Annotated in this window: 15 protein-coding genes and 1 pseudogene; 4 read left to right on the forward strand and 12 right to left on the reverse strand. The window is 40.7% G+C overall.

Features of this window, described 5'->3' with window-relative positions; genetic code table 11:
* Positions 1–20 precede the first annotated feature (20 nt).
* Entirely contained in the window at positions 21–2,204 is a 2,184-nt protein-coding gene (rnr, locus tag ACFOWS_RS16465) for a ribonuclease R (RefSeq protein ID WP_379766950.1), read from the reverse strand.
* A 592-nt stretch (positions 2,205–2,796) separates the two neighbouring features.
* Here rnr and ACFOWS_RS16470 point away from each other — a divergent pair.
* Genes ACFOWS_RS16470 through ACFOWS_RS16480 form a run of 3 tightly spaced genes read left to right on the forward strand, consistent with a single transcriptional unit; the run spans position 2,797 to position 4,601 of the window.
* Entirely contained in the window at positions 2,797–3,228 is a 432-nt protein-coding gene (locus ACFOWS_RS16470; RefSeq protein WP_366585898.1) for an RpiB/LacA/LacB family sugar-phosphate isomerase, read from the forward strand.
* A gap of 9 nt (positions 3,229–3,237) precedes the next feature.
* Positions 3,238–4,161 carry a cation diffusion facilitator family transporter gene (locus ACFOWS_RS16475; protein WP_379766953.1) on the forward strand — a complete coding sequence of 308 codons (924 nt, stop codon included), beginning with the start codon at positions 3,238–3,240 and terminating at the stop codon, positions 4,159–4,161.
* On the forward strand, positions 4,161–4,601 hold the full coding sequence (locus ACFOWS_RS16480; RefSeq protein WP_379766956.1) for a GNAT family N-acetyltransferase: 441 nt from the start codon (positions 4,161–4,163) through the stop codon (positions 4,599–4,601). Before ACFOWS_RS16475 ends, ACFOWS_RS16480 begins: the two co-directional genes overlap by 1 nt.
* 59 nt (positions 4,602–4,660) lie before the next feature.
* On the opposite strand, the gene ACFOWS_RS16485 is transcribed toward ACFOWS_RS16480, so the two are convergent.
* From ACFOWS_RS16485 to ACFOWS_RS16535, 11 genes and pseudogenes are all read right to left on the reverse strand, one after another.
* On the reverse strand, positions 4,661–5,269 hold the full coding sequence (locus ACFOWS_RS16485; protein ID WP_379766959.1) for a hypothetical protein: 609 nt from the start codon (positions 5,267–5,269) through the stop codon (positions 4,661–4,663).
* Positions 5,247–6,493: pseudogene (gene dcm / locus ACFOWS_RS16490) on the reverse strand (DNA (cytosine-5-)-methyltransferase). Before dcm ends, ACFOWS_RS16485 begins: the two are co-directional and overlap by 23 nt.
* Before the next feature lie 15 nt (positions 6,494–6,508).
* Entirely contained in the window at positions 6,509–6,997 is a 489-nt protein-coding gene (locus tag ACFOWS_RS16495) for a GDYXXLXY domain-containing protein (RefSeq protein ID WP_379766962.1), read from the reverse strand.
* Positions 6,984–8,060, reverse strand: coding sequence for a DUF4401 domain-containing protein (locus ACFOWS_RS16500; RefSeq protein WP_379766965.1), 1,077 nt, complete (start codon positions 8,058–8,060; stop codon positions 6,984–6,986). Before ACFOWS_RS16500 ends, ACFOWS_RS16495 begins: the two co-directional genes overlap by 14 nt.
* A complete protein-coding gene (locus tag ACFOWS_RS16505; protein WP_379766968.1) occupies positions 8,048–8,998 on the reverse strand; it encodes a DUF2157 domain-containing protein in 951 nt (316 codons plus the stop codon). The genes ACFOWS_RS16500 and ACFOWS_RS16505 overlap by 13 nt, the downstream gene beginning before the upstream one ends.
* A 106-nt stretch (positions 8,999–9,104) precedes the next feature.
* The gene (locus ACFOWS_RS16510; RefSeq protein ID WP_379766971.1) at positions 9,105–10,064 is read right to left on the reverse strand and encodes a hypothetical protein; all 960 of its coding nucleotides are present in this window, start codon (positions 10,062–10,064) and stop codon (positions 9,105–9,107) included.
* 110 nt (positions 10,065–10,174) lie between these two features.
* Positions 10,175–11,806 (reverse strand): S41 family peptidase, encoded by a 1,632-nt coding sequence (locus tag ACFOWS_RS16515; RefSeq protein ID WP_379766974.1) that lies wholly within the window; start codon positions 11,804–11,806, stop codon positions 10,175–10,177.
* Complete coding sequence (rnpA, locus tag ACFOWS_RS16520; RefSeq protein ID WP_379766976.1) at positions 11,790–12,602, reverse strand: ribonuclease P protein component; 813 nt, start codon at positions 12,600–12,602, stop codon at positions 11,790–11,792. Before rnpA ends, ACFOWS_RS16515 begins: the two co-directional genes overlap by 17 nt.
* Before the next feature lie 126 nt (positions 12,603–12,728).
* Positions 12,729–14,579, reverse strand: a complete 1,851-nt coding sequence (locus ACFOWS_RS16525; RefSeq protein ID WP_379766979.1) for a M1 family metallopeptidase — start codon at positions 14,577–14,579, stop codon at positions 12,729–12,731.
* 3 nt (positions 14,580–14,582) lie between these two features.
* A complete protein-coding gene (locus tag ACFOWS_RS16530) occupies positions 14,583–16,235 on the reverse strand; it encodes a S8 family peptidase (RefSeq protein ID WP_379766982.1) in 1,653 nt (550 codons plus the stop codon).
* A 27-nt stretch (positions 16,236–16,262) separates the two neighbouring features.
* Complete coding sequence (locus ACFOWS_RS16535; protein ID WP_379766985.1) at positions 16,263–17,129, reverse strand: MBL fold metallo-hydrolase; 867 nt, start codon at positions 17,127–17,129, stop codon at positions 16,263–16,265.
* A 200-nt stretch (positions 17,130–17,329) separates the two neighbouring features.
* Here ACFOWS_RS16535 and ACFOWS_RS16540 point away from each other — a divergent pair, with 200 nt between their 5' ends.
* Complete coding sequence (locus ACFOWS_RS16540) at positions 17,330–19,168, forward strand: cation:proton antiporter (RefSeq protein ID WP_379766988.1); 1,839 nt, start codon at positions 17,330–17,332, stop codon at positions 19,166–19,168.
* Positions 19,169–19,231: the final 63 nt, after the last annotated feature.

The raw sequence follows: 19,231 nt of genomic DNA on the forward strand, positions 1-19,231 counted from the left end.
AATTTTATTCCAAAATAGTATCATTCCTTCTTACCAATCAACGAAAAGTCCAAATGACGTTTTACCAAATCGGTATCCTTGACCATTACGTAAACTTCATCTCCCAATTGATATACTTTTTTTCTTCGTTCCCCAACAATGGCGTATTGGCGTTCATCAAAAACGTAATAATCATCCTTAATATCACGAATCCTAACCATTCCCTCACATTTATTCTGAATTATTTCCACATAAATGCCCCATTCGGTAACTCCTGAAATTACACCCAAAAACTCTTGATCCTTATGGTCTTCCATAAACTTGATCTGCATGTATTTAACCGAATCCCGTTCTGCATTGGCCGCCAATAGTTCCATATCTGAAGAATGTTTGCATTTTTCTTCATAAAGGGTCTCTTTGGGTGGTTTGCCACCATCTAAATAATGCTGCAGTAAACGATGCACCATTACATCCGGATATCTTCTAATTGGCGAAGTGAAATGCGTATAATATTCAAATCCCAACCCGTAGTGTCCAATATTTTCTGTGGTATAAATGGCCTTGCTCATACTGCGTATGGCCAAAGTATCCACGAGGTTTTGTTCCTTTTTTCCTTTTACATCTTCTAAAAGTTGGTTCAGCGAACTGTTGATGCTTTTTCTGTCCCTTAGGTTAATACTATGTCCAAAACGTGAAATAACGCCGTTCAAGGCCAATAGTTTCTCTTCATCAGGTTCATCATGTACCCTGTAAACAAAGGTTTTCTTTTGTTTGCCAATAAATTCGGCGACTTTACGATTGGCCAATAGCATGAACTCCTCTATAAGTTTATTGGCATCTTTTGATTCTTTGAAGTAAACGCCTTCGGGTTCATTATTTTCATCCAAATTGAAGCGCACTTCAATCTTATCAAAAGAAATGGCCCCTGCATCCATACGGGCTCTTCTCATAATTTTTGCCAATTCATCAAACTTGAGTATAGCCTCTTTTACAGCATCAGAAACCGTGTAGGCATCCCCTCGAATGGAAATGTCTTTTGGAATCTTGGCCTGTTTCGTTTCAATAATATGCTGTGCCTCTTCATATGCAAAGCGTTCGTTGGAATTGATTGCCGTTCTACCAAACCACTGGTTGATTAATTTGGCCTTCCCATCCATTTCAAAAATGGCAGAAAACGTATATTTTTCCTCATTGGGTCGTAGCGAACAGGCATTGTTGGACAACACTTCTGGAAGCATGGGAACCACACGATCCACCAAATAAACAGATGTGGCCCTATTGAATGCCTCATCTTCCAAAATGGTATCAGGAACTACATAATGCGATACGTCCGCAATATGAATTCCTATCTCATAATTGCCATTTTCCAATTGTTGAAAGGAAAGGGCATCATCAAAATCTTTGGCATCTTTTGGATCTATTGTAAAGGTGAGCACATCTCGCATATCCCTTCGTTTTGCAATCTCCGATTCTTTAATGGAGGTATCCAAGGTTTTTGCAAATTGTTCTACCTCGTACGGAAACTCATAGGGTAGTCCATACTCCGCCAAAATGGAATGTATCTCCGTATTGTGTTCACCAGGTTTGCCCAGTACCTCTAGTACTTCACCATAAGGTGAATCAGCATCATCGGGCCAATCACCAAGTTGTACCAAGACTTTATCCCCGTCATTTGCCTTTTTAAGCTTTTCCAGAGGAATGAAAATATCCGTATACATTTTTGGGTCCGTGGGCCGAACAAAAGCAAAGGTTTTTTGCTTGTCAACTATCCCCACGTAAGAGGATTTTCTTCGTTCCAAAACCTTTGAAACTTCACCTTCAGGTCGTTTTCCATTTCGTTTGGGTTTCAAGAAAATCTCAACCATATCCCCATGAAATGCTTTATTGATCCTATTGAAGGGGACAAAGATATCGTCATCTACATCCTCAACAATAACATAAGCGTTACTGCTTGTGGTCATATCTACCTTACCTGTAAAGTAGGTATGGAGGCTTGGTTTTTTCTGGTATTTGCCCCGTTCCACCTCTACAATTCTGTCCGTAGCTTTAAGTTGCCCTAAACGTTTGATGAGCGAATTTCTATCCTGGGTATCCGTTATTCCTAACTTTGAGGCTATCTGTTTGTAGTTAAAGCTTTGGTTGGGCTCTTTTTCCAGAACTGTGAAAATGCCTTTGGTTATTTCATTCTTCCGCTGACTCCTGTTCCTCTTCTTTTTCTTTGACATTAACGTCCTTATTTTTTTGAAAAATACAAATTATAATTCTTGACTAACCAACAAAGGTAAAGTAATCCGTATCACAAGGTGTTTTATCAACAAATAGTATAATAACATCTTTTCTTTCTTTTAAAAATTAAAAAAAATGATGATGATGATAGACTGTTGAAATGTGGAATAATTTTTTTTGCTATTTCTTGCTTTGAACAGGTGAAGTTTTTTGTTCACACTTTTTCAGATTCAAATATTGAAGATAATCAACCCTTTAGATTTTTTATGAACGATTTTTAATAACTGTTTTCAACATGAATTTATTGAAAACTTAATATTGATTTAATGTTAACTATCGCTATTTTTTGTTCCCAATAGGTTGATTAATTTTTAAAGGAATATCATCTCTACATTAAGAAAATTGTGTACTGGATTTATTTTTAGAAATAACAAAATTTAATTGCTCTTAGTTTTCTTAAAAAGATCAACAAAATGAGCAAAATGTTAATCTGTTGTTTTACAACACTATGCAAGGATTCGTTGTTTTTTATCAACACGGCCACTCAAAAAGAATTGTACCTTTGTAATCCATTGGATTAATACAACAATCATGAAAATAGCCATAGGAAACGATCACGCTGGAACCGATTATAAGTTAGCCATTATGGGGCTTTTAAAATCAAAAGGAATTGAAGTCATAAATTATGGTACCGACGGTACCGATAGTGTGGATTATCCAGACTTTGTACATCCCGTGGCCACCGATGTAGAGGAAGGCAATGTAGATTTGGGCATTGTTATCTGCGGAAGTGGAAATGGTGCCACCATGACCATCAACAAACACGAAAAAGTACGTGGTGCATTGTGTTGGACCAAAGAGATTACCCAACTGGCCCGGGAACATAATGATGCCAACATTTTAAGTCTTCCAGCCCGTTTTATTGCGCTGCCCCAAGCATTGGAAATGGTAGAAACTTTTTTAAATACTGAATTTCAAGGCGGTCGGCACGAAAGAAGAATAGAGAAAATTCCATGCAGTTAATTCGATTACATGGGCCATCACCATCACCACCATCATGGTCACGCACATGCGCACAATGATTTAAAAGGAAGGAATCTACTTATATCCATCTTTTTAAACATTGCCATTACAGTGTCGCAGGTGATAGGTGGACTTATTTCTGGAAGTTTGGCCCTTTTATCCGATGCCCTTCACAATTTTAGTGATGTACTTTCACTGATTATAAGCTATATAGCAACTGTTTTTGGAAAAAAGAAAGCGTCGAGCTTAAAAACCTTCGGATATAAGCGCGCTGAAATTATGGCCGCTTTTGTAAATGCCGCAACCCTTGTGGTGGTCGCTATTTTTTTGATGAAGGAAGCCGTGGAACGCCTATTTGATCCACAAACGATTGAATCTGGTTTGGTCATTTGGCTTTCCATTTTGGGTATTGCGGCCAACGGTTTTAGTGTGCTTTTGTTGAAGAAAGATTCAAAGAGCAACATGAACATGAAATCGGCATATCTGCATTTATTGACGGATATGATGGCATCGGTAGCCGTATTGATTGGAGGTATTTTGATGAAATTCTTTCAAATTTATTGGGTGGATGCGGTTTTGACCATGTTAATAGGCATTTATCTGATTTACATGGGCTACGATCTATTAAAGGAATCCACCAAGGTGCTCATGCTCTTTACCCCAAAGTCAATCGTAATACAAGATATTGTGGAATCTATTTGTACTATAGATCGCGTGAAGAACGTACATCACGTGCATATTTGGCAGCTCAATGAAGATGAAGTACACATGGAGGCCCATATTGATTTTACCGAGGATATCAGACTATCAGAATTTGATGCCATTTTGGAAGAAATAGAGGAGCACGTCTATCACAAGCACGGAATCAATCATGTTAACATTCAACCTGAATTTGACAAATGTGATTCCAAACATGTAATTGTTCAGGATTGATGGAAGCCGTTGTAAAAACATTTGAGGAACTTTCCACCCAAGAATTGTATCAAATTCTCCGATTACGCAGTGAAGTTTTTGTTGTGGAGCAGGATTGTGTTTACCAAGATATCGACAACATGGACCAAAAAGCACTTCATGTTTTGGGCTTAAAGGATGGTGAGCTTGTGGCGTATACCCGAATGTTCAAACCCGGTGATTATTTTGAAAACGCAAGTATTGGAAGAGTAGTAGTTGCTCAAAAACAGCGGAAATATGGGTATGGAAAGCAAATCATGCAAGTTTCCATGGCGGCACTCGCCCAACGATTTCCAAAAACCACTATTGAAATTTCCGCGCAGAAATACCTCTTAAAATTCTACACCGAGTTGGGCTTTACGACTCAAGGCGAAGAATATTTGGAGGATGGTATTCCGCATGTTCGGATGATACAAAAATGATTTTAAAAAAGGAATTTCATATCGTTCCCTGAGCGAAGTCGAAGGGAAACAGAATTGAATCAAACCAACCGCTTTGCAACCCCAATGGCAATCAAATAATCCAGTTTTAAGATGAGATTTACAGGCTGTTCTGCCTTGTTTTGGGTGGAAAAGAACAGATAACCCTCATGCCACGGATGTAGTTTTTCGAGCCCCAGTTTCCCATGATGCCCATTGTGTTTAGTAGCGATTTCTTGAAAACGTTCTTGGTGGAGCCCCAAACCAGTTAAATGCTGAATCAGTTTTTCCCGATTTACAAAAGTGATGTTACAAGAGGTAAATAGGTTTTTTTCATCCGAAAAGATGCTGGTCACCAACGCATAAAAATGGGTCTTTTTGGAGACATCAAACAGCCAACCTTCTTTTTGAATCCCTTTTTTTGAGTAGAAAAGTTCAAAAGCAAAAGTAGGCAGACTTTCATTGATATAATCCAGCTGGGCCTTTTCATCAACAAAATAGGTTGCGCCATCTTTTTTATTCGTGAGAATTAGATCTATGCCTAAAAGTTGCTGCTCCAAATCAACAAAACGCTGAAAGGAATACCGCTTTAAATGCTTTTGGTAATAAAGATTCAATAAAGGAGCTAAATGTTGTTCTTTGGACAGGTCAGCCTTGAATTTGCTTTTCAACTTTGGATATTTTCTGGAACAGGGCAGAACCTATCTGTTCCACAATACCCACCACCAAGGCATTTCCCATAAAAAATGCACGTTTTGCATCAGGAATACCTTCCAATAGTGTGTGATTGTCTGGAAACATGTTCAACCGTTCCAATTCAACAGGAGAAAGTCTTCGCAGTCCCTTTTTGGTCTGGACCACGTGCTTAAACCGGGAAGGGGATTTACCGCCCTCTCCGGTAATAATAGTTCTGGAAGGTTGATCGAGCGCATCAGGGAAAACCATACTGCCCTCACTATAGTTGTATTGAAAACCCGCTTTGGTCCTACGGATTTCTTTTTTGGTGCCTTTTAGATATTCCCATTTTGGTATATCCGATTCTTCAATAAAAAGATTCTTCGGGGCCGAACCGTTTTCTAAAATGTCAGAAAGAACAGTACGCTTTCCATCGTAAGTAGGCACCACTTTTAAGGTGGAAACCTTTCCGTTGACGCATATTCCAGAGTTCAAAAAGGGCGAAAGTCCCTTTTCAGCATTAAAATGATTGGAAAGTCCCACCAAATCTTCAGCTAAATCAAAAGTCACGATATTTTGACTGTTTTTCTCAACAGGAAAAGCTGTCGAAATTACCCCATCTTCTAAAACCCAATCCTTTGGACTGGATTTTTTAAGGGATTTGAACAGTGCTGAGGATATGTGATAGGCCAGAAAAAAACGCGCCTTCGGCGCTGAGGCATTCCGTACTCAGCCGCATTGATTACACGCCATTCTACCGCATACCCCAAATCGTTCAAACTGCGGAGCATAATTGCAAAATCTCGCCCTCGCTGGGTAGAGGGAGATTTTAAAAGGCGGTCCACGTTTTCCAAAAACAGGTATTTGGGCTTATTTTTCTTCTCGGAAAGAATACGGTGGATGGACCACCAAAGCACTCCTTTTTTACCCAAAAGGCCCTTGGAATTTTTTAAAGAAGTGGCCACAGAATAATCCTGACAGGGAAAACCACCTACCAATATATCATGGTCTGGAATTTCAGAAGTTGGAACTTCCTCTATATTGGAATTGGTGTGGTTATTGGCCCCAAACCGGGCTTCATAGACCAGAGAAGCATGCTGCATTTTGGTTGAGGGCTCCCATTGGTTGCTCCACACTACTTTGTAGCGACCCGTTTTCTCCAAACCCAAACGAAAACCACCAACACCGGCAAAAAGTTCACAGACCTTAAGTTTTTGCATGCTCAAAAATAGGATTTATTCTATCTTTTTTCGATTGGAATCGTAGAGTCCTACCAAAACGCTGTTGCCATTTTCATCCACTTTGATGCCACCGTATTTGGCCTCTGCGTATTTTTCCCCTTCGCCTTCTTGGAAGAAAAAGGATTCCGCGCCAATTTTTATCCTATTCCACTCTCCCATAGTGTACTCAATAAGGTATTCGTTTTCATTTTTTGGAGAAATCTCTTTTTGGTAACGTCCTGGCTGCGCAATACCAGCCGAATCCAAGGCGACCACACAATAGCCCCTCTTTGGAATTTCGTTGGGAATTACCTCGTCTGAAATGGCATAATTTAATCGCATATAATCCCCTTGCATCAAGGATCGGGGATCAACGGGGGCAAGTTCCATCAGGATCAGCTGTCCGTCTTCAATAATGGTCTCCTTTTGTACAATACTATAATGAAAAAGCCCTAGAAAGAGAATCAGATTGGTCAAAATGATGTATCTACTATACTTTTTCATTGGACTTTAGTTTTTTGGTAAGGAAAACATAGAACAAAAGGAACACCAATCCGGATGAAAATAGAATAATTGACTTGGTCAAAAGCGTATAATTAAGGTCATAGTAATATTGAATTACAAAGTAAACCAAGGACACAATGCCAATGGACAGACCTGTTTTGTAATTGACTTTAAAGCTTAACAAAGCAATAAGCAAAGCCCCGGGAATTGCCGGAGCAAATAAGGTAGGCAGCAGGGTAAGTGCGCTAAAGAGGTATACCCAAAGCTTGGTGTTTGTTGATTCAACCTTAAAAGTTTTTATAAGGAGACTCACTAGGTACATTAAAATTAAGATTAAGACCAAGGAAGACATCCAAAAATAGGATTGAGACATAAAAAGGAATCCCTGTTTGGCTGTAGCCATAAGCCCGAACAACAAGGAAAACACAAGTGAAATCCGAAGAGGGTCGTACAATTTCACCAATTTTAAATCAGACGTAATCATGCCTGGTTCGTTCAAGAAAACATAGGCGAGTGCAAGGGCATGTAGGTTGATATACAGATGAATTACGCTGTAGATATCATTGGAAATGATTAAAGTCAATAGCCCACCACTCAAGATTAAGAATGCAAAGAAGGACAAAATGGGATTGTGAACCACAAACAGACTACCAAAGGCTATGGTCATCACCAGAATGGTTATGATGTTCTCATTGACCTCAAAAATGAGCAATCCGGCAATGAAAAGCACCATCCCCAAGACAAAAAGGGAAATGCCGATGGTGTCCATGATGAGCGCATCAAACGTTTTGGTGAGGAAAATGGATACGACAATGAGCCCGATTCCTACCACAAGCATTGCGACTTCGGATTCATACAGCCCCAAAATAAAAAGAAAGCCCAAAAAGGCAATGGAAGCCAAGATGCCACCAAAAATGGACAGGATTTTTATGATAAAATTCGATTTTTCCCCATTCCTTTTTTCATATTCTTTGAGAATGGCCTGTTCATCATATGCAAAGGAATCTCCTTCGAGGGATTTGATGTTTGCCAAGTGTTGCTGAATGTCTTCTAGCTTGCCCATTTCTTCTGATAATTCAATAACATCTTAATCAACAGGGTGATACTCGTCACAATAAAAATTCCAATAGCGAACAGCATGCCGGCTTCACCCGATAAGTTCAATAGCGCAGCACTAAGTATAATGATTACGCTAAAAGGAATGATGGAAAGATAGAACAGGCTTTTTGTCTTTAACCCATACCAGATGCCAACACCATAAAAGATGGACGCCATTATAAACAATGCCCAAAAAGAAGGCTCGGGTTTCTCAAAAATACCAGATGAAATACCAATGGTGGAAAATGCAATTGCGGTCAATGCAACGAGTTGTATAAACCATATTGGAAAAGGGGTCATTTTAAATATTTTAGGAATCAAAATAAAGCCCAACAGCAAAAGACTGTTCATGCCAAAGAGTAGGCAAAACAAAAACAGCTCGGACCATTCATAGGCGAGCTGCTCGGCATATAAAATGAACGTGACATTCAGTAAAGCAACAAAAAGTGCCCAAAGGGCCGCAAAATTGAAGAATAGCACCCAAATTGTAATAAAGAGGGTCCACCCGAGGAAAAAATCATAAGCATCGGCTCCAGTTTGATACACTTGCCCGAAAACCGCATATAGCACCCCGACCAAGATGGACGCGGCCAAAATCAACACTTTTTTTATCAGTGGTTTTGTCTTGGCGAAAACCGCGATTAAAATTAAAAGGGCAATAAGGGCCTCAATTATCCCGAGCTTTACAAACTTGTGAAGTTCTGCCCAATTGTAGGCAAAGAAAAATAGGATTCCCGCCGCCGTGAAAGAGACGCCCAAGGCCAACAGCAAAAACTTCAGAAAACGTTGCCAAGATACAACTCCGCTATAAATTTGACCTTCCAATGTTTTGCGCACCCCAACTTCGGACCAATTGCTGTGGTTGCAGACAATTTGTATGTCTTCTCTATCTATTTTGGCCATGGTTGTGGTTGAACTTTAGGAAAGATACCAAAAACAGCTTCAGTATTGTGGTTTAAATTGAAGTAGAAAGGTTTTGGCTTCATTAATTCATGCATGTTTGGTATCGTCAGAACACATCTCGGCAAAATGAAACAATCAAGATTACCGAAAAGATAAAAAAGCAGAACAGGAACATTGCATTCACAAAATTTTGAAAGCTTTGTTTTTGCAAATTTTCCATCAACTTGGACACTTGAGGATTGTCTGGCAAATACATGATTTCAATTTCATGTATGTCCGGCAGCCCAATAATCTCCAGTTTCCCCACTATTTTTTTATCGCTTCCAACCAGAGTATTTCCTGCTTCATCTTCATAGGTATAATTGAATTTTACCACTGGATTTTCATTGATAAGTGTACCGGTATCTTCGTAGGAGGTAACCGTGGCCATTGCTCCCAGCCCATAATACATCAAATCCCAATTTTGCGATTTGGTTCTCTTGCTGGTCAACAGCCCTGTTTTTCTGAAAATGTAATTGAGAACGATCAAAATTATACTGACAAACAGCAAAGCTTCGGTAGTTTCAGATGAATTGGAAAATAGATTTTCATGATATCCTGGAGCGGATACTATGCGAGAAATAGCCTCTCCCATCAGAAAATAGCACCCAGCAACATAGGCAATGGTAAACAGACTGCAGAGTAAAATAAAAATCAATGAAACCTTATATTTCCCAGAATGTAAAAAGTAAGGAGGGTTGGGTTTTTTATTCGCATCAAGCGTAATTCGAACCTTGCCATCTTTTTTGAATCGGTTTAAGTGGGGTTTACTGTCTCTGAACCGTAAACTTCGCTGGATGGGATATCCAGAAAAATTCTCAAAAACAACCTCAATTTCCAATAGGGGAAACTTGCCTTCTTTTAATTTTTTGATGGAAAGTATGGTGGCCTCTTTCGAAGGAACAGAGCTGTTCTCCTGATTTTTCCAAAGATGAAAAGGCTTAAAAAAGCAATGGCAAATCAATTTATATAGCCAAAACAGTAAAACAAGACCTATAAGGCTTAGGGTAAAAATGGTGTAGAGCATGCTCGAAATTTTTAGAAAAAATAACGAACAGGGAAAAACAAAGCCCCGGCTATTTGACGATTGCTTGTTTCGGATTGATGAACAACCTGTTTGGGATTAAACCCAACCGGCTATTCCAAAATTTCGCTGTACTTGGTGCTATCGCCCAAAAGTGTTTTGGCGGCCAAAATAGCGTCATCATGGCTTAAGTAATGTTTGTAAAGCCCTTCACGGTAGAAATAGCGCGTAATGATCTCGTCTTCCAATCCCTTTTTTATTTCCTCCTTAAAGGTGTCCAAAGCGGTGATTTTCCCACGATTTACAGCTAACAAAAGGTCTTTGTACTTCTCTTGCACTTCTGAACCCAATAGCGCATCATCGGTATTGATGGATTGCTCCAACAACTCTTCGGTTTTGGTTTGAAAGGTGAAGTTTTGCTCTTTGGCATATTTTTTAAAGGCATCGTAGTCGGCATCGGAAAAAGTGAAATCATTAATAGAACCAAAATCGTGGTCATAATAGAAATCCGTGGCAAAATCAAAAAGAATATTGTTTTCTTGAAGCGAATTGATCAGGGAATTGGTTTTTAAAGAATTAATGACCACATCGGGCATTACACCGCCACCGTCCCAGACTTTGCGACCATTTTTGGTGGTGAATTCGTGAAAATTGGTATTGCGCACTGCATTGCCCTCTTCATCACGGTTCCAATAATCCAACGATTGTATACATCGACCTGACGGCGTATAATATCTTGATATTGTGACCTTTAACTGCGTTCCATACGTTAGTTTTAAAGGGCGTTGAACCAATCCCTTTCCAAAACTTCTAGCTCCCATGACCACGGCGCGGTCCAAATCCTGCAACCCGCCAGAGACGATTTCACTGGCCGATGCACTTTTTCCATCCACCAAAACAACAAGAGGAATATCCAAATCTTCGGGCTGGTTTTTGGTTCTGTATTCCTGGTTGAACTTTTTGACCTTGGATTTTGTGGTAACGATAAGCTCACCTTTGGAAACAAATAGATTGGTCACATTAATGGCTTCTGAAAGAAGTCCACCGGGGTTTCCGCGCAGGTCTAAAATCAGTTTCTCAGCACCTTTTCCTTTCAAGTCCCGTAACGCTGATTTTGTTTGGTCAGAGGCTTTTCGATTAAAACGGGAAAGCACAATGTAACCGGTTTTTTCATCGAGCATATCATAAAAAGGAACCGCATCTACCTCAACACCTTCACGCGTAATGTTTGCCGTTTTGGTTTCTCCTTGTCGTACATAGGTAACATTTACCGAGGTATTGTTGGCACCCTTGAGCAGTTCACCGGCATCATCATCAAAATCGGACACCTTGGTATCACCTATTTTAATGATTTCATCCCCAGCTTTCAGCCCTGCTTTATCTGCGGCATAGCCTTTATACGGCTCCACGATGAGCAATTTACTTTCATAGGAACGTACCAATGCGCCTATACCGGAATATTCCCCGGCGTTGTTGATTTTATAGGATTCTACATCTTGTTCGTTTAAAAAACGGGTGTAGGGGTCGAGCTCGTCCAACATGCTTTTAATGGCAGAATCCATGAGTTCTGCGGGATTGGTCTCATCTACATAATTCATGTTCAGCTCTTTAAAAAGCGTCGTGAAAATTTCAATTTGCTTGGCGATTTCAAAGAAATCGCTCTTCAAACTAAAACTGCTTGCTCCAACCAAAATGGCAACGGCCAAGATGGGAATTACAACCTGTTTTTTAATCAATTTTTTCATGGGATTCTTTTTTAAGAAAGTCTTCCATTAGCTTTTGCATGGCGCTTTCAATGTCAACATAACTGGGCATCTTATTACCAAGGTATAAAAATAAGAACGCAAAGTTACCTTCTATGTTGTTAAATATAAGGGACTTGTTGAGTCGATAGGCTTCCCGTAACAGACGCTTTATGCGATTGCGGTCAACAGCGCTTTTAAACTTTTTCTTTGGGGCCACCACACCCACCTTTATTTTTGAGTCATCCTCAAAAGAGGTGTTGAGATAAATCAACTTTAAAGGAAAATGGGAAACGCTCATTCCCTCTTTAAAAAGAGACTCAAACAGCGTTTTGCTCTTGAGCTTTTCTTTTTTTGGGAACGTAAATGGGCTTGTAGAGCTGTCCCCTTGAGGGGACCTTAGGGGTGTTTTGTTAAGCGCATGGGTAGATTTATCTTGATGTAGTTTGTCCACAGTTTCTTGTAAAGTCAATAAGACACTAAATAGGTTATTTTTTATTTCTTCATTTGAAAATCGAATGACCTGAACCCCAAATCGGTCCAATTGACCCTCTCTAAATGCATCTTCATTATATGTGTACGCATGGGACTTTCCATCAATTTCAATGGCCAGCCGCAATTCGTGACAGTAAAAGTCCACAATGTATTCCAACAACGGAACTTGCCTGTGAAATTGAACCCCCAAAGCCCGTTGCTTTATTTTCTGCCATAGCAATACTTCGGACAATGTGCTATTTTTTCTAAGTTGTCTTGCAAATTCCTTGAGCTTGGGATTATATGGAATGATTTTGTTTTTCACCGGGCATCCCTAAAGTCCCCATAGGGGGCATTGGCTGTACCAAATTAAACAAATATAAACGTAACACCCCTAAGGTCCCCTCAAGGGGACATTACTAACCAGGAATACTTTTGAAAGCTGGGAAACTTATGGGTTCGATTGATAAACATTGTTTTCGCCATCCACGTCAGCCATGAGCTGGGAGGGATCAATAACAATGGCCGTTACATTTTCCAAAGGCATGTCTATGGTAAATTCATAAGTTGGGTACGCCCAAGGCCAATCTTTCAAAACAGTCCTTTCCAAATTTGGGTATGGATTTGCTTTTTCCCCGAACATCATTCGCAGGGGAATGTAATAAGTGCTTTGGGTACCATCAGCACCTACAACCAAAATATCCAATGGCATGGGCATTTCACCAATCCGATTCAATGTAACCTTGGTTTTATCACCATCACCCGCTACATTTTGAATACCATAGTCTATGGTGTTGGTGGTCTTTGTCCAATCGGTCAAGTACCAACCCAACTGCATTCCAGAAACTTTTTCCGCAGTTCTTATAACATCGTTGGGCACAGGGTGCTTGAATTTGAATTCATTAAAATACGTTCTGATGGTTTCCATCAACTTATCCTGACCGATGACATAACCCAATTGCGATAGAAAAATGGCGCCTTTGCTGTAGGCTGAAATACCATAGGCAAAATTGGTGGTGTAGCGATCTGCATGGGTGGCTTGTGGCATCTCCAAACCAGAATTTACCAAGGCGTAGTACCCTTTATAAGAACCTTCAAACGGATTTTGCTTGTTTTGTTCCATAATTTCATTCATGCAAAGACTGCTTATAAAGGTGGTAAAACCTTCATCCATCCATTCGTGTTCAGACTCATTGGTGGCCAGTACATGTTGAAACCAAGAGTGCGCCATTTCGTGTACCATAACTCCAACCAAACTACTAAATTCACGATTTCCAGTAATTAAAGTACTCATTGCATATTCCATACCGCCATCGCCACCTTGGACAACGGAGTATTGATCATATGGATATTTGCCAATGTTCTTGCTGAAAAACCGCATGGCAGCCTCTGTTTTGGGCTGTAATTTTTTCCAATTTTCGATGATTTCTGGATTGTTCTTGTAGTAAAAATGAAGGGTTGGCCCATCTGCCATTTTAACCGTATCATGGATGTATTCTGGGTCCGCAGCCCACATAAAATCATGGACATTGGGGGCCACAAAATGCCAAGTAAGGGTTTTGCCCTTGGTTTTCACTTTTGTTCCAGGAGTTTCGTACCCATGCCCAATTTCATCTGGGTTTTGCAAATAGCCCGTTCCACCAACGGTGTACTCTTTGTCCAAGGTAAGTTTCACATCAAAATTACCCCATACGCCGTGGAATTCCCGAGCGATATAAGGGGTAGGATGCCAACCTTCAAAATCATATTCAGAAAGTTTGGGATACCATTGGCTCATGGATAGTGCCACGCCCTCGCTACTGTTTCGCCCAGAACGACGAATCTGCAAAGGGACCTGACCCTTGAAGGTCATCTCCAAAGTCGTTTTTCCGCCAGAGGGAATGGGCTTGGCCAAATCCACCACAAGGATGGTACCTTCTTCTGTGAATGTTACGGCCTGGCCATCTTGGGTGAGGGTTTCCACGTGAAGGTAACCCATCTCACTTTCGGAAAGGGTTGAAATTCTGCTCACGCCGTTTTCCATCATTCTATTATCAGGATCTTTGATGTTCTGCAAACGAATATCCATCTCGCTTCCAGGTTGAAAGGCGTTGTAATACAAATGATAAAAAACCCGGTCCAAAACATCAGGTGAGTTATTGGTATAGACCAACTTTTGGGTTCCGGTATATTGATGGGTCTTTACATCCATTTCAACATCCATGGTATAATCCACATGCTGTTGCCAATACGAATTGTTCTGCGCGAAGAGAAGGGAAATTCCCGATACTGCCGTGAAAAAGAATGATAGTAAACGCTTCATATTTTATTTAGAATTGCTGTTCAAGGTCATTTTACCTTTTGAAATATTATCTGCCAAAATTAATGCATTATAGGCATTGACCATTTTTCCTGATTTTGAGATTTTATCAAAGGTTGTGGGTTTGGTTTCATCGCCAGCCACAATAACGGAGGCCTTGGAATACAATCCCGATTGCATGATGATGCTTTTTACCTGGGCGGCGGACAAGTCTGGGTAATAAGACCTTACCAAAGCCGAAACCCCAGCAACCGCCGGTGCTGCCATTGATGTACCTCCTTGAAAATCGTAGGTATTGTTGGGAAGGGTGGAGTAAATATCATCGCCGGGCGCAAAAACGTCCACATTTTGTTTGCCGTAATTTGAAAAAGTGGCCACCATATCTGAGCCATAGCTACTGGTAAGTGCACCTACCGTTATAAGGTTGTCCACAAACTCGTTGGTTTGGCCTAGTTTGGCATCGTTGGGGAAGTTTGGGTTCTCCGGGTCGTCTAGATCATGGCCGTCATTTCCAGCGGCATGCACAATCAGCACATCCCGTGAAGCCGCATATTGAATGGCCTCGTAAACCCATTCAGCTTCGGGAGAAAATGCCTTTCCAAAACTACAATTGATGATTTTAGCCCCATTATCCACAGCATATCGTATGCCCAAAGCAATGTCTTTGTCGTATTCATCGCCATTGGGTACGGCACGGATGCTCATGATCTCCACATTTTGGGCCACACCGTTCATTCCCAAACCATTGTTTCGCTCTGCGGCGATAATTCCAGCCACGTGGGTACCATGACTTTCAGACTCAACTTGGTTTTTTGGGTTGCCGTTCCCGTAGGGAACATCGGTAATATCATAAGGGTCATCACCAACAGGGGTTCGCCCATTAAAGTCTTTGTTGAGGTTGTAATTGACTTGGTCGGCGAAATAGGTAATACCTTCATTGAGCTCATCCAAAACGCTTGGAATATCATCGCCATACGTGAACATTTGGGTCAGCACCGCAACGCTTTGTTCCATTTGCGGAGTTTTGGCCTCAATGGATTTTAAATCTTCCTTGGTATAGGTTTCCTTCCCCAACTTTTCTTTAACTGCGGCATCGGCTCCTTTGACCACTTGATAAATTTGTTCGTATTGCTGTTTGTTTTGAAGTGCCTCTGGGTACTCCTTGTCCAATAAAAGTCTTGCTTGGGCCCTTTCCGAGGCGTCTCCAATGTTTAGGCGAAGCATTCGCACATATTCCAACTGTTCATTATACGAATCACCCAAGAAATTGTAGCCGTGAATATCATCAACATAACCATTGCCATCATCATCTTTTCCATTGTTCGGAATTTCATCGGTATTGGTCCATAATACGTCATTTAAATCCTCATGCTCCAAATCAATTCCAGAATCGACTACGGCAACAATGACGGTTTTTCCTTTTTTATTTTTGATGATTTCCTTATACGCCCTATCCACACTCATTCCGGGTATGGTGTCCATAATTAGGTCGGCATGCCCCCAGTTTTTTCTCTCAGTTTCGGTGAGATCGGTAATCTTGAGCGGTACCGCATCAATATTTTCAACTGGCGTTGAAACCAAAGACGTGGCTCCACATCCCATCAGGAAAAGTGAAGCGGAAAGAGACAGGAAAGATAGTTTGCTATATGTGCGATTCATAAATAATAAGATATAGAATGTAAAACTTTATTGCGAATTGAATATTTCATTGAAAGAGAACGTATCGTTAAGGCGCACCCCTTTTTCCGTATGCTCTAAGGTGCAGAGTTCATTGTGGGCATCATGTTCAAAGAACAGAAGCCAATCATTATCAGCAGCTTTATTGAGAAATGTTGCTTTTTCTTCCATGGTAAGCAAAGGTCGGGTGTCGTATCCCATCACATAAGGCAACGGTATGTGCCCCACAGTGGGAATTAAGTCAGCCACAAAAACCATAGTCTTGCCTTTGTAGGTCAAATGTGGGAGCATTTGCTTGTCTGTATGCCCGTTAACAAAATGCACTCCGAAGCCCAATTCAGAATTTTCAACAAAGGCATCTTTGTGTTGCTCCACAAAGTGAAGCTGTCCGCTCTCCTGCATGGGCAACAGATTTTCCTTTAAAAAAGAGGCTTTCTCGCGTGGATTGGGTTTAGTGGCCCACTCCCAATGGTCTTTATTGGTCCAAAATTTGGCATTTTTAAAAGCAGGTTCGTAGCCCGTTCGGTCCTTGTTCCATTGAATGCTACCACCACAATGGTCAAAATGCAAGTGGGTCAAAAAAACATCGGTAATATCATCCCTATGAAACCCCAACGTTTCCAAAGATCCGTCCAACGAATGATTTCCCCAGAGATAGTAGTAACTGAAAAATTTTTCGGATTGTTTGTTGCCCAGACCGTTATCAACCAAAATAAGTCGATTTCCGTCCTCGATCAGAAGACATCGGGCGCCCAAATCAATCATATTATTGGTATCAGCGGGATTGGTACGATTCCATATCGATTTTGGAACTACACCAAACATGGCACCACCATCCAACTTAAAATTACCAGTCTCTACAGGATAAATCGTCATTTAGAAAGCAAATGGCATGCAAAATAAGAAAAGCACAATGCAAATGGCTAAAAAATAGGAATTTATTGGCCCTATTTTAACAAAATTGATAAGGGGAAACGTACTTGGGGAAACCTAGTACACCAATCCTTGAAAACTCTAAGTTTTTGGATTGGGGACAATCTAAAAGAAAAACTGTAAATTTCAACAAAACTTGACGGATGCTCGAACTTGCAGGAATAATCATTCTTGGCATTATTGCACAATGGGTGGCTTGGCGCTTTAAATTGCCGGCCATTTTACCTTTAATATTGATTGGTCTTTTGGTTGGGCCCATATCCACTTTGTACACAGAAGATGGGTCAAAACTTATTGAACCTATTTGGAACGGAGATAAAGGGTTGTTTCCGGGGGAGGGACTTTATTATTTTGTTTCCTTGGCCATTAGTGTTATTCTTTTTGAGGGAGGACTTACCTTAAAACGGGCCGAAATATCAAACGTGGGCCCTGTAATCACAAAACTGATTACAATTGGCACTGTTGTGACATTTTTTGGGGCAGGCGTAGCCGCCCATTATATCTTTGGGCTGTCTTGGCAGATATCTTTCCTTTTTTCTGGATTGATCATAGTTACCGGGCCAACGGTAATAACCCCTATTTTACGAAATATACCACTCAAAAAAGATGTTTCCACAGTTTTAAAATGGGAAGGAATCCTTATTGATCCCATTGGTGCATTGGTAGCGGTTTTGGTGTTTGAGTTCATCAGTGTTGGTGAAGGGCAGGCCTTTACGCAAACAGCCCTGGTGGAATTTGGAAAAATCATACTTTTTGGTACTACCTTCGGGTTTACATTCGCCCATGCGCTGGCCTTTGCCATAAAACGCGATTTTATTCCGCATTACCTATTGAATGTGGTTTCGCTTTCAACCGTACTTCTGGTTTATGTGGAGTCAGACTTGTTCGCCCATGAGTCAGGACTTTTGGCTGTTGTGGTCATGGGAATGGTTTTGGGTAATATGAACCTCCCTAATTTAAAGGAACTGTTGTACTTCAAGGAATCGTTGAGCGTGCTTCTCATATCCATCCTTTTCATTCTTTTGGCGGCCAATATCAATATCAGCGATATGGAGCTAATCTACAACTGGGACACTGTGGCCCTATTTGCCGTTATCGTTTTTATAATTAGACCACTGGGCGTGTTTTTAAGTGCGCATGGCTCTAACTTAAAGTTCAATGAAAAACTTTTTATCGGCTGGGTCGGGCCCCGTGGTATTGTTGCTGCGGGTATTGCTTCGCTTTTTGGCTCCAAATTGATATTACGAGGAGAACCCGGAGCGGAATATATTACCCCTTTGGTCTTTATGATTGTTTTGGGAACGGTGTTGTTGAATGCCACAACGGCTAGAATCTTCGCAAAATTGGTGGGTGTTTTCTTGAAGAAGTCCGAAGGTATTTTGATTATTGGAGCGTCTAAGCTATCGCGCTTAATTGCAAATTATTTACGAAAGAACAACAGACACGTGGTTTTAATTGACAACAACCAAACCAATGTGGATAAGGCTAAGAAATTGGGACTGGAAGCCATTACGGCCAATATATTTTCTGATACTTTGGCTGATAATATTGAACTGAACGACATGGGTTATCTTATGGCACTCACCGGAAACTCGGACATCAATAAATTTGCCATTGATAAATTTCAAAAACAGTTTGGGGAAAACGGGGCTTTCCGATTGGTAAATACCGAGGAGGTCAATGACCCACAGAACAATCCAAAGGAAGGACTCTTTTCACATACGGATGATTTCATCAAACTTATGGATACGGTTAGAAAATATCCTGCCATCCATGAGATTGACCTAAAGGACAAGGAACACTACGATAAACTTATAGATACTAGTCAAGAAGAAGGCGATATCATTCCTGTTTTCACCAAACACCCCAATGGAAGCATAGAAATCATTCCTGCCAACAGCAAGGATTTTCAGCCTAAGGGAGAAGGCTTTAAACTCGTTTATTTGGGCAAACGATTTGCCGAGGAGAAAGAACCAGCTTAAAACCTATCCGAACCCGGACACGCTTTTCATCGATGTATCAATTGAATCGGTGCATTCGTCAAT

Source organism: Flagellimonas marina (genome assembly GCF_042651185.1).
Classification (GTDB): Bacteria; Bacteroidota; Bacteroidia; order Flavobacteriales; family Flavobacteriaceae; genus Flagellimonas; species Flagellimonas marina.

Excerpts from the sequence above, each read along its gene's own strand:
- rnr (WP_379766950.1), bottom strand. The coding sequence starts at position 2,204 with ATGTCAAAGAAAAAGAAGAGGAACAGGAGTCAGCGGAAGAATGAAATA.
- ACFOWS_RS16470 (WP_366585898.1), top strand. The coding sequence starts at position 2,797 with ATGAAAATAGCCATAGGAAACGATCACGCTGGAACCGATTATAAGTTA.
- ACFOWS_RS16475 (WP_379766953.1), top strand. The coding sequence starts at position 3,238 with ATGGGCCATCACCATCACCACCATCATGGTCACGCACATGCGCACAAT.
- ACFOWS_RS16480 (WP_379766956.1), top strand. The coding sequence starts at position 4,161 with ATGGAAGCCGTTGTAAAAACATTTGAGGAACTTTCCACCCAAGAATTG.
- ACFOWS_RS16495 (WP_379766962.1), bottom strand. The coding sequence starts at position 6,997 with ATGAAAAAGTATAGTAGATACATCATTTTGACCAATCTGATTCTCTTT.
- ACFOWS_RS16500 (WP_379766965.1), bottom strand. The coding sequence starts at position 8,060 with ATGGGCAAGCTAGAAGACATTCAGCAACACTTGGCAAACATCAAATCC.
- ACFOWS_RS16505 (WP_379766968.1), bottom strand. The coding sequence starts at position 8,998 with ATGGCCAAAATAGATAGAGAAGACATACAAATTGTCTGCAACCACAGC.
- ACFOWS_RS16510 (WP_379766971.1), bottom strand. The coding sequence starts at position 10,064 with ATGCTCTACACCATTTTTACCCTAAGCCTTATAGGTCTTGTTTTACTG.
- ACFOWS_RS16515 (WP_379766974.1), bottom strand. The coding sequence starts at position 11,806 with ATGAAAAAATTGATTAAAAAACAGGTTGTAATTCCCATCTTGGCCGTT.
- ACFOWS_RS16525 (WP_379766979.1), bottom strand. The coding sequence starts at position 14,579 with ATGAAGCGTTTACTATCATTCTTTTTCACGGCAGTATCGGGAATTTCC.
- ACFOWS_RS16530 (WP_379766982.1), bottom strand. The coding sequence starts at position 16,235 with ATGAATCGCACATATAGCAAACTATCTTTCCTGTCTCTTTCCGCTTCA.
- ACFOWS_RS16535 (WP_379766985.1), bottom strand. The coding sequence starts at position 17,129 with ATGACGATTTATCCTGTAGAGACTGGTAATTTTAAGTTGGATGGTGGT.
- ACFOWS_RS16540 (WP_379766988.1), top strand. The coding sequence starts at position 17,330 with ATGCTCGAACTTGCAGGAATAATCATTCTTGGCATTATTGCACAATGG.